The following is a 15,946-nucleotide window of genomic DNA, read 5'->3' as shown; positions in this document are numbered from 1 at the left end:
GGTTAATCTTGTTTAAATAACACATGCTTAAATTTTTGAAAATCTTCTAGTACTTTTCCCGTACCAAGAGCTACGCATGATAGTGCTTGATCCGCAATAATTACCGGCAGTTTAGTTGCTTCTTTTAGGACATGATCTAAGTTTCGGAGTAATGCCCCACCACCAGTCATAACAATTCCTGTATCTACAATATCGGATGAAAGCTCTGGAGGAGTGCATTCCAACGCCACTTTTACTGCTTCTACAATTTGACTAATTGGTTCAATTAGACTGTCAGCAATTTGTCTTTCGTTTAGTAGCATTTCTTTAGGGATACCATGGATTAAATCTCGTCCTTTAATTTCCATTACTCTTGGTTCTAAACTATCATCTACGTAAGCAGCTCCAATCTGCTTTTTGATTTTTTCTGCTGTAGCTTCGCCGATTAGTAAATTATAATGCCTTCTAATATAAGAAATAATAGACTCATCCATTTTATCGCCACCTACCCGTACTGATCTAGCATACACAATACCACCTAATGATAGGACGGCTACTTCTGTTGTCCCTCCGCCTACATCAACAATCATTGAACCAGTTGCTTCTGTTACTGGTAAGCCGGCACCAATTGCTGCTGCCATAGGTTCTTCTATAAGGTATACATCTCTACCTCCTGCACTCTCTGCTGCTTCTTGAATAGCCCTACGCTCAACTGGTGTAGAACCTGAGGGTACACAAATTATAATCATTGGACCAGTAAATGATCTACGATTATGTACTGTTCTGATGAAATATTTTATCATTTCTTCAGCTCCCTTAAAGTCGGCTATAACACCATCTTTTAGTGGTCTTTTTGCTTCAATGTCTGTTGGGGTACGTCCTAACATATTTTTTGCTTCCTGACCAAATGCGTATGGCTTAAATGCTCCGTCCACTTTAATCAATGCAACTACAGAAGGTTCGTTAAGTACGATTCCTTTGCCTTTGACATACACTAAAGTATTAGCCGTACCAAGATCTATGGCCATATCACATACAAATTTCCTGAAAAAGTTTGTTAGCATTTTTATTTCTCCAAAATCAAATCATTTTAACGCATCAGGTTTCTTGAGAATGCATAATAACAAAATTACTGAAAAATAATATACATATATTTGGCAATAAAATAGCTAAGAAAGGGGGGGTTGCATTAGATGCGAGTATTTTAAACAAAATCTCTAATAGGAAATAAATAATAAAACCTAGAAATAAGCCAATTACTAAGATTTTCTCTTGAGAATTATCACGTTGCTTGAGACTAAAAAAGCAGGCTGCTAAAATCACTGTGGTAGCCATAATTATAGGCTTAAATAACTGTTTATAGAAATAAATTTGATAGTTAGTTATTGGCAAACCAAATTCTACTAAATGTTTAATTGTATCTGGTAAATCCCAAATAGCAATCATCTCAGGATTTATAAAACTATTTAGTAAGTTACTTATTGATAAATTTGTTGGAACGGTAAAATGCTCATATTGTTTGACATTATAGTTATCCGAAATTTTTACAGAAGTTAGTTTTAAATTATTATCAACTAAAATAGCATATTCCCCATCAATTCTTTTTAAGAAATTATTTTTGTCATCTAAAAATAATATAATAATCTTATTTAACTTATTGTTCACTACATCAATAGACCCAGCCTGAATAATTCTTTTATTGCCTTGATAATTCTCAAAAAATAGTAAACCAGATTTTGATATTATCAAATTATTAGATGTCTTTTTACTCAATTTTGCTTCTAAAGATTCATATTTTTGTAAACCAAATGTACCAATAGGGTTGCATATAGTTATTAGTATTATACCAAAAATCACCGTTGCAAAAACTGGAACAGCAATAACCCTCCAAATATGGATACCATTGCATAAAATAGTTATTAGTTCGTTATGTTTAGTTAGTCTTTTTAGAAAAAATAACATCGCAATGAAGCTAAGAAGAGAAGCTACTTCATTAACTAAATAAGGTATTTTATATAATACAAGTTTCCAAAAAAAATGTGTTGGGATATATACAGCTTTAAATTTTTGCAAAATGTCAAAGATATTTGAAAGAATTAAAACCCCGATAAGCAGAAGCAATATACCGATGAAATAGCTACAATATAGCCTGAGTAGGTAAATTGAAAGAGTTTTAAAATTAATCATTTTAAAATAAAAATTGGTGACCGTAGTGGATGATTTTACAACCAAAAGTGAAGTAAAAACTATTATAAAACACTACTACTAATATAATAACTATATCAGTAATAATACTCGATAATCAAGTTTTTTCTAAGTCATTGTCAATAACATGTTATTGACATTTGCTTCTAATTAATCTAGAGATATAATAAAATATAGTCTAATATTTATGGCTCGATATTATTATTAACTTGTTATGAATCATCTAAACCAAATATTAAAATCTGCAAAAAGCAGAATAGAATCAACTCAAGCTCTATCAGAGTTGCAACAAATTAGGGTGGAGTTTCTTGGGAAACAAAGCTTACTTAACCAAGAAATGAGAAAGCTTGGTAGTCTTGAGCAAAATGATCGTAAAAAGTTAGGCGAGGCAGTTAATCTGCTTAAAGAACAGATTAGTAATTTGCTAGAAGCAAAACAAGCAGCCTTGGAGGAAATTGAATTAAATAAACGATTTGCTGAAGAAAAGACAGATTTAACAATTCCAGCTCGGCAGTATAAGAAGGGGAGCATACACCCCATTACCCAAGCTACTGAAGAATTAATTCAAGTATTTACAAAATTTGGGCTAACCATTAAGGATGGTCCAACTATTGAGAACGATTGGTATAATTTCACTGCCCTAAATTTTTATGAAGATCACCCAGCAAGGCAGATGCACGATACTTTCTATCTAAAGGCAAAAGAGGCAGAACACCCCCTATTGTTACGTACTCATACTTCACCGATACAAATCAGGACGATGCAAAATGCTAAACCACCTTTTAGGTTTATCGCGCCTGGTAGAACTTATAGGTCGGATTCCGATATGACGCATACACCGATGTTCCATCAAATTGAAGGTCTAGTACTCGATGAAAATATTAATATGGGGCATTTAAAATACCTTATCATGGAATTTATTAAAGATTTTTTTGAACAAACAAATATTGAAGTGCGTTTTAGACCAAGTTTCTTCCCGTTTACTGAGCCATCTGCCGAAGTGGATATTAAGATGCAGGATAGCGATAAATGGCTAGAGGTGCTTGGTTGTGGCATGATCCATCCAAACGTTCTTAAAAATGTTAATATAGATAGTGATCTCTATCAAGGGTTTGCCTTTGGTCTAGGTGTTGAGCGTTTTGCTATGCTAAAATACGGAATCAAGGATCTCAGGCAATTTTTTGAAGGAGATATAAGATGGTTAAAACACTATAACTTCTCTGCTTTTGACTTGCCAACTCTAGCTGGAGGATTAACAAGATGAAATTTACTTTATCTTGGTTAAAAAAATTCCTAGATACCGAGAGTTCTGTTGAGGAAATTGCTGAATGTTTAACTATGCTTGGTCTAGAAGTGGAAGAAATAGTAGATAGAAGGACGGAGCTAAAAGATTTTGAAGTAGCTCATATACTAGCTACTAAACCCCATCCATCGGCGGATAAACTTAAGATATGTCAAGTCCAAACTAATGAGGAAATTTTACAAATAGTTTGTGGAGCAAGTAATGCTAGGGAGAATATTAAAGTAGTATTGGCAAAAATTGGTTGTGAAATCCCTAATGGTAAATTTAAAATTAAAGAATCAGTAATTCGCGGAGAAAAAAGTTGCGGAATGTTATGTTCTGAAGCAGAACTATTAGTGGGTACTAATTCTGATGGTATAATAGAACTGATGCCCGATGCTAAAATAGGAGAACCATTTATACAATATTATGGGTATGATGACCCAGTTTTTGATATTAACGTTACCCCAAATCGTGGTGATGCTCTTGGCGTCTATAGTATAGCTAGAGACCTAGCTAGCAAGGGTATTGGTACGCTTAAAGAATTAGAAGTGCCATCAATTACCGGAGAATTTAAATCTACTTTGGCTTTAAAGATAGAAAATAAAGAAGCCTGCCCATTATTCTGCTTTCGGGAAATAAGAAATTTACAAAACAAGACAAGCCCTGATTGGTTAAAGCAATTATTGCAAAATATTGGGCTAAAACCGGTTTCAGCCCTAGTGGACGTCACTAACTATATATCGTATAGTTTCGGGCAACCAATGCATGCTTACGATAGAAGTAAATTATCAGATAAGCTGCAAATTACACTACTTAAAGAAAAAACTAAATTTCTAGCTTTAAATGGCAAAGAATATGATTTAGATGAAGAATCTTTGGTAATTCAAGATGATAGGCAAGTACTTACTCTTGCTGGTATTATAGGAGGTGATAGTAGTAAAAGTGAGCTTGGGACGCAAAATATTTTGCTAGAAGCGGCGTGTTTTTCTGCTAAATATATTACTAAAACGGGGAGATATCTACAGATTGATACTGATTCGCGTTATCGTTTTGAACGTAATATTGATCAGGCATTTACCTTAAAAGCCTTAAATATTGTAAGTAAAATGATTTTATCTATTTGTGGAGGTGAAATTTCTGATATAGTGTATAATGAAGGGTTTGCTTTTGTACAAAAATCCTTGGACTTCCCTATAAATTGCCTAGCTAAAATAACCGGTCTAAACTTAAGCAAAACAGAGATTTGTAACATTTTAAAAAATCTTGGCTTTATTATAGTAGATATAGGCGATACTCTCAAACTTACCATACCATCTTGGCGACATGACATCACAATTAAAGAAGATATTGTTGAAGAAATTGTTCGTATTTACGGCTATGACAAATTAGAGCCGATTAAATTACCAGAAATGCAACTAACAAGGATTATACCTAAAGAGCAACGAAGAATTTCTGATATTAAAAGAATTTTAGCCAGTTATGGGTATGATGAGGTAGTAACAAATTCATTCATGGATAGTGAAATAGCAAAATTATTTGCTTCAATAAAAGAGGAGTTATTTTTGCTAAATCCTATTAATGTTGATAATAATTATATGCGACCTAGCATCATTCCTAAATTACTTAAATTAGTTCAAAAGAATTTTACAAGATCCATTAAAGAAATTGCTTTGATGGAATTGGGACCAATCTTTAACTCTTGTATATCAGATGGAGAATTAATTTTTGCTTCTGCAGTAAGATGTGGGCTATATAATGAAAAAGATTGTCATTCTGTAGCTCGCTTAGTAGATGTTTTTGATATTAAATCTGACTTAGAAAATGTTTTAAATTATGTAGGTCTACCGATTGATAAGTGTCAATTTGCTCCTATTGATTTACCTTATTACCATCCGACAAAATCAAGCCTTATAAAACTTGGTAAAAATGTTATAGCCTATTTTGGACAAATTCATCCCTCTATATTAAAACATTTTGATATTGACTGTCAGATATTTGCCTTTGAAATAGATATTGCCAATATACCATTTGCTAAAGTAAAATTTGCTAAAAGAGACGAGTTTATTGTTTCTGACTTCCAGCCAACCTTTAGAGACTATGCTTTTGTAGTTGATCTAGAGCAGCCGGTTAGCAAGATAATTGCTTATATCAAGAATTCTAATAAAAAAATGATAAAGTCTGTTGATCTATTTGATATTTATTCGGGAGATAAACTACCTTCCGGTAAAAAATCAGTGGCAATTAAGGTGCAATTTCAAGCAGATGATCGGACGTTAAATGAAGCAGACCTAAATTTATTAAATCAAGAAGTTGTTACAACTGCTTATGAGAAATTTCAAGGTAAGTTAAGAGAATAAACTCCTACTTTCAGACTAAATATATATCCAAAAAATGCTAAAGTAACCTAAGCATCGATATGAGACATGGATTTAACATTCTCAATGTTTCCCCCCCCCGCGAAGGCACAACTGTTGGAAGTTAAAAAATCGTCTAAACGCCGTTAGGCACTGTGGCAATCTTCATGATAGTCAAGACCTCCTTCACAAGATTGCCACGTCGCCGCTTGCAGCGACTCCTTGCAATGACGGTTTAAGCCTTACAACAGCACTTCGCTAATAGACGATTTTTTAACTTCCAACAGTTGTGATACTCACTCCACCGCTCCTGCTACCCAATCCTCCTGAATTGACTATATCTTAGTTTTTTGCTTCTGCACTAAAATTTCTACTTTGTTTCTTTGTCATTCGTTTATCCTAAGTATAATTTTTTATTCTATCTTATTACAAAACAAAACTACATGCTTTTTTGTCTAAATTTTTTAGCCCATTATATAAGAAGAGAAAGCAAATTCTGACGACAAACTTATCAGGAAGAATCAATTCGTAAGCACTCTTATTAAACAAAAAGGGTTTTCTTTTTTAAAAGAAAACCCTTTTGTTTGAAGTAATAGATAAGTAAACTTAAAAGATTAGTTTAGAAGTTTACACGAACTTTTAAAGTACCTTGGTGACCAACATATTTACTACTAGCTAAATATGCATCGTAACCAGCTCCATACTCCATATTACCAGCTTTAGCAGTAACGCCTAAACCAAGGTTAAATAATGTTTTTGCCTCTTTGTCAGATCTAGTAGCAAACGAACTAGTCATACCATCTAATTTAGCACTAACTTTCCCTAAATTACCAAATAACTTTTGAGAAACAAAAGCATGTGCTTCAGGCATCACTGTAATACCGCTAGTATCTACAGAAACTGCAAATCTAGTACCAAACACAGCTTCAACTTTATTGTTAATCTTCTTAGCAACGACCTTATTTACGTTGTCTGTACCAGTTTCTTTATAACCTTCATCGCTAGAACCTGTATAACGAATTCCAGCCATCGGTATTAATGACATTGAGTCAGACATTTTAGCATTGTAACCAAATAATACTTGACCACCGTAAAACAGAGAATCATAACTAGCTTTAGCAATTTGCTGACCACTAGCATTACGAGAAGTAGGAACTTTTCTAGGATCGCTATTCTTAATTTTATTTGAACCAAGAGAAACCAAACCTTGTACAAAGAAATTTTTATCAAGTTGTTGTGATCCATAAATAGAGAGCATCACAGTATTAATGTTTGTTTTTTCTCCAATTTTATAATCTTTGTATTTCATATCAGTTCTAACAATACTAACAGCAGCACCGATCATTAGATTTTCGTTTGCTAAAGCATCGAAACCAAGGATTCCACCAGTAGATTTCGTTTTATAGCCAACAACACTATCTTCACCCTTCTGAACAGCTTGATTATAGTATGGCATAGCCCATGCACCCATTGATTCATCAGCTACATCATCAGAACCACTACCTACAGGTTTTTGTTGATCATTAACTTGAGCAAGTCTTGCTCCCACTAAACTAGCAATCCCAGCATTAGTATGTTCGACAGCATCAGTCACTAGTGAATTCTCAGCATTTGTAATTCTTTTTAGTGCTGCACCACGTACTTTTGGGTCTTGTGATAACGTACCAATATCAGTCATAGCAGCTAATGCCTCACGACCAAGCAAAGCAGCATTTTCCTGATCTTTATCATCACCACCAGCAAGTTTCACATCAGCTGGAGCTATAGTTGCAGCATCATTTGAACACAACAAGTAAACATCTTTATCATCTTTAGTAGAAACAGTCCACTTTGCATATGCTTGATTTGTTGATTTTGCTACTGTTAGAGGACCAAATCGTGCATCATTACCTAGAATTAGATTTTTACCATTGCTAATCAACTTGTACTCTTGATCCGCCCCTAATTGAGCTTCATCCTGCACGACTATAACATTAACTGGTACACTAGCAGCCACCTCTATATGAGTATTAACTTCTATAGAACCAAGTTTTCCATCTGCAGTTAAGGTAGTTGCAATAGAAGTCTTAGGACCCCATGTAGAATTTACATCATTTTGGTTAGCTTGGAAGATTAACTTACCAGAGTTCAAATTAATATTGGCATTAACATGTGAAGTACCACTAATTATGTTGTTATCAGTAATTACGATATTTTCAGTACCGAAGTTAACTACTTCTGCATACATAGCATCATTCTTCAAGTCTACTTTTTTATCGCCATTAAATGTTATAGCCTTAAGACGAGCATTCTCTGTACCAAGCTTAGTACCAATAATAGCAGCATTATCTGTGAAGTTAATCTTATTATCTGCTCCCTTACTGGTTACAGCAGCTGTCAAAATAACACCATCTTTAAACTCAGCTACAGAACTACCTTTATCACTACCAACTTGTAGTCCACCAGCTACTGTTCCACCAGCTGTGTACTTCACATTGTCATTAATAATAGCATTACTGACATAAGTATCACCAAAGTTTTCGGTATTTACTTCAAAAGTTGCAGCTTTTAAGTTATGTCCGCTAGAACCTAAACCATAAACCTTATCAGAACCAGCCTTAAAGTTAACAGCACCTTGATTATCAGTTGTAGTTGTTACACCAGCAAAGAAGTCTGTAGTAGTAACATTTAAGGTATTATCTCCAGCAAATTGTAGATTAACCAAATGATCCTTATCACCAATATGGTTAGGTTTACTAATAGTGTGATCAATAGCTGATAATATAACTGTAGGTCTAGCACCTTTAGAACTCGCACTATCAAGAGTACTATCAACATTTATATCTTTAATTTCCATCTTTGAAGCTAAAGTTAAGCTTGCAGCAGTTGCAAACTTAATATTGCTAAATTTTAGACCGTTATCACCTACTAATTCAACATTACCACCATGCAATTCTAAGGTAGATATACCGTTAATAACACCAGTATTAGCAGCTGCTGTAGTAGTGAATTTTACACCAGTACCAACATCAGCAGCATTAACAAATTTCAGTGTTCCATTACCAGGAACATTACCAACAACTGCTTTAGTAGTATAATTACCATCTACAACTAATGTAGATCCGCCATCTGCTAATTCTATATTTTCGCTGAAAAAGCCTTGACCCGATGTAATTGCCTTAACACCAGCATTTACTTTGAGACCTTTAAATTGCCTGTTTGATGTTCCTATGTCGCCTTTTAGAGCAGCATCCCCAGCAAAAACTAGATTACTTCCATTAGCTCCACCGGAAGCAGTTATACTTTTAGCAGTAATATCATTACCTTTATGAAGAGTAAGAGTCTTATCGTCTGCTGTAAACTTGATTTCCTTTACTCCCCCATCCTTAGAGGTTGTTGTATTATATAAGTCAACATTCTCACTAATTTCAAATGTAGCTTCCTCTGCATTTGTCAAAGCTCCAAAGGCATATTTAGCAGTATCAACATTCATCTTAACTGTTGAAGCTCCACCACCAAAATCAATTCCAGCAATATTAACCCATTTATTGGCAGCTGCAGCTATGTCAAAGTTAGGTTTTTGTCTGTTCAGTAATAATTTCTTTAAAGCCTTAGAATCATCACCAGCAGGATTCGTACCAATAGTGCCAGTAATATTTAAAGTACTATCCTTTTTCATTTCAGTTGCATCAATAATACCGCCACTATTAGCACTCATTGTAGATGTAATGGTTACATCACCTGCTTTATTAGTTAATTTCAATGTTCCACTATCAGCAGTATCAAAGATACTAACAGCATTAATCGTAGCACCACCAACTTTTACTGTGCTATCCTTAGGGATGATAATATTACGAACTACTCCAGCACCAGCAGCACCAATGTCACCAGTAATTTCAGCATCACCCTCAAACGTTAAATCTGAAACAGCAGGAGCAGTGTGATTAATATTACCGATCAGTTTATAATCCTTAGCAAATTTAAAATGTGTATTAGCCACAGTTCCTCGTAGTTCAGTGACAGTATGCTGTCCTGACAATCTCAGAAGACCAGGTTGTGTATTTTCAATTGCATCTAATTTGTTTATTACATCAGCTTTTAATACACCATCACCTTTAAAAATTATCGTTCCAACTTGAGCTGCACCGCCACCGTTTAAGTCAGCATGAAAGTTTCCTTCAAGTGTTTTACCAGCTTCCACAGTAATTGTACTATTAGGTATATTATGGAAATCTGTTGTACCAAGATTACTATTTTCGTTTAGAGTTAGAACTGTAGCTGCTGTTATGTTTGTCTTACCCTGATCTCCTACATCAACTTCACCTTGTAAATTGATAGTCCCACCGCGTAATTCAAGCTCTTTAGTATATACTTTTCCTGTAATTGTTCCAGCATTACCACCACTAGCATCAACTATGAATTTCCCAGCTCTATGCTCCTTATCTATACCAACTACGGCTCTACCTGCACCTCCAAGATGAGAAAGAGATGCAACTAATCCCTGAGTATCGAAGTGAATTATACCATGTCCATCTTGAGTACCACCAAGAGATCCATCTACAACTTTAAAGTTAACAGCAGCAGCATTCTTAGAAGTAAGTAACAATATACCATTACCCTGATCACCAAATTTGATTCTACTATTTGCTCCTTGTTGTTGTAAGTTCAACGTATTACCACCAGCAACAGTTGGAGCAGAGTTGAATTGAACAGTACTATTATCAGAAATGTTAATTGTGTGGGATTCGGCAACTGATGCTTTATTAAATGTTATTGTCTTATTAACATGGTCAATACTCAATGTTGCATGTGCACCGTTAGCAACTTCAAACTTAGCAAACGTGATGTTAGTAGTAGCATCAATAGGTTTAATATTTAAGGTATGATCACCTACAGCTGTGAAGTCAACCGTACCTAAAGCACTATAATCGTTAACACCTGCAACAAAACCATGCTGAGCAGCAGTGGCAGCTGCACCGTTTAAGGTAAGAGTACTACCAGGATCAACAAAAGTAAAATTTACTACATTAGCACCAACAATAGCACCAACCTCATCAACGACAGAACCAACAGTAAGGTTTGCATTAAGATTTACAAGAGTACCAGCCTTGCCACCAGCACTAATTGCCTTAAGTATCCGAGGAGCATCAATATTAATTGCATCATTAATACGACCAAATATAACTGCCTGATTATCAGTTGGACCTGCTGCGTCAGCACCAGCAACAATAACAGCACCAGCAGCAGCATCAACAGTTGACCACAAATTGCGACCTCCAGCACCTGCTTCACTAACGGGAGCTGGGGTACCAGTAGTAATCCTACCTTGTGGTGCAAGAGCAGCACCAAATGCCGTATTACTACCGACTATAACTGAAGCAATAGAAGCAGTCGCTAGCAATTTTTTCAAAAAACTGCTTTTTTTACTTTTATTATTCATAATTTTTTCCTATTTAAGTTAATTCATTTTCTAAATACAGTTTCTTAGAGCAATTAGTTTCAAAAATTATTTTTGCTCGATGTCATTCCCGTGCAGGTAGAGAAATCTAAAAAAACAGCCTAGCAGACTATATTAAACTTTTCTAGCCCCATACTTTTGCAAGGGTAACCATCGAATGCACAGGGATGACCCTACGCAATCATAATACCTTAAAAACCTTTTTAGAAATATCTAAACACGCAGCTACTATATATGTAAAAATAATTAATTACAAGCTACTTGACTATTTTTTTGATAAATTTCTATCAACTGTGTTATATTTGAAACAGCTATAGAAATTTGTTATACATGATAGTTTGACTTACTTGACTCCCAAACTTTCTTCCAAGCACCAAACAAACCGCTGTGCATTTGTGATAACATAAACAAACTGTTGTAGTGATCTATCAATCTTAAGGCATAGGCTAAAATGAATCCTTCTTTAAACCAGTTTGTTATAAGGAAAAATGCACTCTTGAAACGGCTGACGCGAGTGCATTTTAACAATCAGGTGGGCAGCCGCTTCAAACCTGATTGTTTCTATATATAATACTGAATTCGATGTAACAAGTTACATCGAATTCAGGTTAAATTACCCTAGTTTTAATCCATGTCATCGTTAACTGTTATACCTGTTAAAGATGATGTCTCTTCATTATTGTCTAAACGATTGTCTAGTTCTACTAATGCTAAGTCAGCTAATGCTAATGCTTCATGACCCAAATGGCTTACTCCACCCCAAAACTTCTTGATAGCACATATAACAACACCTCCACCAACACCTATAGCAGTTACAGCAAAAGATATCAGAGCTAAGATTTCTTTTGTTGACATTGTGCTACTAGCAGGATTATTAGGATTTAATTCCTCAGGAATATGCTTTTCTGTAATAGAATCAACAACTACACCAACAGCGATTGGTTCTGATTTCTCAGTAAGATTTTTCTTAGGAGTAGTAAGTTCTTCCTTAAGAGTAGTAGGATTTCCAGCAGAGGAAGCAGTAGACTTTGTCGTAGTAGTACTAGACCCATCTGTAGTAGGAACAGTAGTCTCTTGTTCAGTAGTAGCCGAACCTTCAGTAGAGGAAGTAGTAACCCTCTTTGTAGTAGTACTAGACTTCTCCATAATAGGAGTAGTAGTCTTTTTCTCAGGAGCAGTTGAATCTTCAATAGGGGAAGAAGTAGTAACCTCCATTGTAGTAGTACTAAACTCCTCCACAGTAGGAACAGTAGACTTCACGGTAGTAGTAGGTTCTTCCTTAGCAGTAGTTGAATCTTCAATAGGGGAAGAAGTAGTAACCTTCATTGTAGTAGTACTAGACTTCTTCACAGTAGGAACAGTAGTCTCTTCCTTAGCATTAGTTGAATCTTCAGTAGCGGAAGTAGTAGACTCTGTCGTAGTAGTACTAGATACATCCGTAGTAAGAACAGTAGTCTCTTGCTTAGGAAGAGTCTCATCAGGAAGAGTCTTCTCAGTAGTATGAATATCACGCTTCTCTCGCTTTTTCTCAGTAGTACTAGACTCTCCCTCAGTAGTACTAGACTCTATTGTAGAGGTGGGCTCTTTATTAACATGTCTATTTTGTTCTAGTACCTCTAAGACTTTTTTGAATGTCTTACGTTTTATACCTTTGTCTTTTAGACCTAATTCAATAATCTTAGTATTTTCTTTAAGTTCTGGTATAATATCATTTACCTTTTTATCACTCATATTGTTATCTGATAGATCTAGTACTTTAACATTAGTCTCTTTAAGTGATTTTATAAGACCTTTTGCTCCTTTTCCTTTATCGCCTATTCTATTATCTGATAGATTTAGTTCTTGAACCTTAGTCCCTTTAAGTGATTCTATAAGACCTATTGCACTTTCATCATCTATTCTATTATATGCTAGATTTAATGTAGTAACTTCAGTATCTATAAGCATTCTTCCAAAGTCTATTGTTCCTATATCTCCTATATTACTATATAATATACTTAATACTTTAACATTACTATTATCTTTAAGAATTTTTCCAATCTTTTGTGCTTTCTGACGAACAGTCGCAACCTCCCATAGACATAATTCAGTAATATTACTATTTGTGAGTTGTTTTTTGAGTATCTTTATGTCTAGATGATGGCTGAAAGTTAACTTTTTACCATCACCACCTAGTATAATATTACCATCAGCACTATGTCGTATAAAACCATCTTTTTCCCTAATAAGAGATGGGTCATCACTATGTTTTGTCAGCTTTTTTGATGGGGCATGGTTTTGGCTAGTTGAAGTAGTTGCAGGAGTAGTATCAAAAAGAACAGGCATATTCACCTTAGTGGGACTTGTTACTCTACTCAATGAGCCATTTGGATTATCGATAGCTTTATTGGGTGGAGCAGTAGTATTAGGAAAAGCGGCAGAAAGGAGGGTAAGAAGAGGCAATAAAGCTTGTGCAATAGGAGTATGTGCTGTACCTCCGTCAATAGGCTTTATACTATCCTGACTTGTAGCAGTATCCAATGCAGGAATATTAAATAAGTCATCTATGTTTACTGTATTCTTTTCTTGTATGTTGTTCCCATTATTCATCTTTTTACTCAATGAGTATGATTCAGTATCTTGTTTTTTTAGGAACTCCCCCTGAATCTCCCGATTCTGATTAACCAAATTTCCATTACTATACTTATTAATACGTCCCATATTTTTTCTCTCCAGTTATATTACAGATTATTAAAAATTTATTTACTATAGGATACTATTAGAATAATATCTGTTAACTAATGTCAAGCAAATAATAACAATATCTTTAATATTTAGGAACTTTTTTGTAAACTAACTTAGTCTAGATAGCATTCATGTAATCTGAGTTCGATGTAAGACATCGGTTTAATAGCCCCGATGTCACCTCTAACAGAGATAATACTGATAACTTGTTACATCGAACTTAGGTTAAATTACCTTATATTCGACAACAAATTTTTGCTCTTGAATAAACTCATGATTAGCTATATCTTGAATATATCTACCAATAATATAACTCTTTTTATTAGACTTCTTTCGAAACTCTACTTCTGCTGGTGATTTGGACAATGATGCGATACTCGAATCCGTAACGGAATTAGAGTACGCTGCGGTTCGAGGTGAAGCATCTCCTTCAAATCCCTCAGCACAAGCGAGTTTCGAAAGAGGTCTATTATAGTTATTCAATAGCCTAGTCATGATTCTCTACTTTTTTTGATAATACTTCATCAAGTTCTTGCATAAGATCTTCAGGGAGTTGTTTTTCTGTATTGGGAGATTCTTGAGATTGTGATTTTTCTAACACATTTGTAGTACCAATAATCTTTGATGTTTTAGGTAATTTAATGAATTCCAAACTATCTTGTGGTAGAGTTCTTATAAGATTTTTACTTAAATTATCTAGATACGATGTAGTCACAGATTCCTTAAGCCATTTTGGATATTTATCAATAGTAGTATTTTGTATAACGTCTTTTAGGGTTTCTGCTTGTAAGTAACTGTCAGAAAAGAAAATTGTTAGGACTAGGAAGATACCTAAACAAATAATCATACCTCTAAACATGCCTGCGGCTAAGCCTAGATATCTGTCAATGACCCCACCACTTATAACAGAGATTATCAAAAAAAATTTACGGGTTGCAAAAGAGCATATGATTAGAGAGATAATATAGGAAATAATCCCAGAGGTAACTACCAATGCAATGTGGTTATTAAAATATCGAGTAATAATGGAAATAGTATATGGAGATAGGTAATAGGCAAAAAGAATTGAGACTATAAAGCTAAGTAAGCTAATAGTAAGCTTTATTATTCCTCCATATGCCCCGAGCATCGATGAAGTAGTAATAATTGCCAATATTATTATATCAAACCAAGTAAACATTAGACTTTTTAAAAAATTACTTTAAGTTTAGAACAGAAGTTGAGTATATTTACTATCATGTTCAAAATTTTTATTAAACCTCTCAGATGAAGTTTCAAAAGAGGTCTATTGAATAGCAGTAATTTAACATTATATGTATCTAAAAGCTAGTATGTTAATAAATTTTAAAATACAATAAACATTATGAGTGTAAACGATAAGATTTTTGATAATTTATCTGGTAAGGTTCTGATCGCTACTCCTTACATTTACATGCTTGATGGTATATTTAATAAATCACTTTTTATATGCTGTCTCATACAGCAGAAGGAGCAATGGGTTTAATTTTCAATAATTTGGTGAATCATATAGAGATAAAATCGTTTTTTAAAATATCTGATGATCAAGTAGATAGTAATATTATGATGCCTATATATCTAGGAGGACCAGTTGAGCATGAACGCGGATTCTTCCTACATTCTGATGATTATGATGAAAATCTACTATTGAAATTTCAGAATCATTTAGCAGTTAGCTCTAATCCTAAAATCCCTCATGATATTGCTTCTGGTCATGGTCCTAAAAATAGTTTATTTATTATTGGATACACTGCTTGGAAGGTAGGGCAGCTTGAAACAGAGATTAAGGAGAATTTGTGGATAATAACAAAATGTGATAAAGAATTTATTTTTTCTGATCATCCAGAGAATAAGTGGCACAATGCTTTATACAATCTCGGTATCAAAGAATCCCACTTTACTTCACGAATGGCTAATGCTTAACATCAGATCATAAACTTGAGA

At 34.4% G+C, this 15,946-nt stretch carries 8 protein-coding genes and 1 pseudogene; 3 read left to right on the top strand and 6 right to left on the bottom strand.

The genetic code is table 11. The features are described 5' to 3' along the window. Nucleotides 1-2: 2 nt before the first annotated feature. Nucleotides 3-1,043 carry a rod shape-determining protein gene (locus AAHM86_RS05565; RefSeq protein ID WP_341751642.1) on the bottom strand — a complete coding sequence of 347 codons (1,041 nt, stop codon included), beginning with the start codon at nucleotides 1,041-1,043 and terminating at the stop codon, nucleotides 3-5. A gap of 34 nt (nucleotides 1,044-1,077) precedes the next feature. Then, entirely contained in the window at nucleotides 1,078-2,166 is a 1,089-nt protein-coding gene (locus tag AAHM86_RS05560; RefSeq protein WP_342267571.1) for an LptF/LptG family permease, read from the bottom strand. A 232-nt stretch (nucleotides 2,167-2,398) separates the two neighbouring features. Between AAHM86_RS05560 and pheS the strand changes: the two genes are divergently transcribed. Both pheS and pheT read left to right on the top strand, forming a co-directional pair. Beyond that, entirely contained in the window at nucleotides 2,399-3,448 is a 1,050-nt protein-coding gene (gene pheS / locus AAHM86_RS05555) for a phenylalanine--tRNA ligase subunit alpha (protein ID WP_342267570.1), read from the top strand. Then, on the top strand, nucleotides 3,445-5,826 hold the full coding sequence (gene pheT / locus AAHM86_RS05550) for a phenylalanine--tRNA ligase subunit beta (protein WP_342267569.1): 2,382 nt from the start codon (nucleotides 3,445-3,447) through the stop codon (nucleotides 5,824-5,826). The genes pheS and pheT overlap by 4 nt, the downstream gene beginning before the upstream one ends. 616 nt (nucleotides 5,827-6,442) lie before the next feature. On the opposite strand, the gene AAHM86_RS05545 is transcribed toward pheT, so the two are convergent. The 4 genes from AAHM86_RS05545 to AAHM86_RS05530 form a co-directional block, all read right to left on the bottom strand. Continuing rightward, nucleotides 6,443-11,242, bottom strand: coding sequence for an autotransporter outer membrane beta-barrel domain-containing protein (locus AAHM86_RS05545; RefSeq protein WP_342267568.1), 4,800 nt, complete (start codon nucleotides 11,240-11,242; stop codon nucleotides 6,443-6,445). A 642-nt stretch (nucleotides 11,243-11,884) separates the two neighbouring features. Continuing rightward, entirely contained in the window at nucleotides 11,885-13,960 is a 2,076-nt protein-coding gene (locus AAHM86_RS05540) for a hypothetical protein (protein ID WP_342267567.1), read from the bottom strand. A gap of 249 nt (nucleotides 13,961-14,209) precedes the next feature. Continuing rightward, nucleotides 14,210-14,479, bottom strand: a complete 270-nt coding sequence (locus AAHM86_RS05535) for a palindromic element RPE1 domain-containing protein (RefSeq protein WP_342267566.1) — start codon at nucleotides 14,477-14,479, stop codon at nucleotides 14,210-14,212. After that, nucleotides 14,472-15,164, bottom strand: coding sequence for a CvpA family protein (locus tag AAHM86_RS05530; RefSeq protein ID WP_342267565.1), 693 nt, complete (start codon nucleotides 15,162-15,164; stop codon nucleotides 14,472-14,474). The genes AAHM86_RS05535 and AAHM86_RS05530 overlap by 8 nt, the downstream gene beginning before the upstream one ends. Nucleotides 15,165-15,347: 183 nt before the next feature. On the opposite strand from AAHM86_RS05530, the pseudogene AAHM86_RS05525 reads away from it, so the two are divergent. Continuing rightward, nucleotides 15,348-15,925 (top strand): annotated as a pseudogene (locus AAHM86_RS05525) (YqgE/AlgH family protein). Nucleotides 15,926-15,946 lie beyond the last annotated feature (21 nt).

The organism is Candidatus Tisiphia endosymbiont of Empis tessellata (genome assembly GCF_964031035.1).
Lineage (GTDB): Bacteria > Pseudomonadota > Alphaproteobacteria > Rickettsiales > Rickettsiaceae > Tisiphia.
This window is presented reverse-complemented; position numbering and strand designations above follow the sequence as displayed.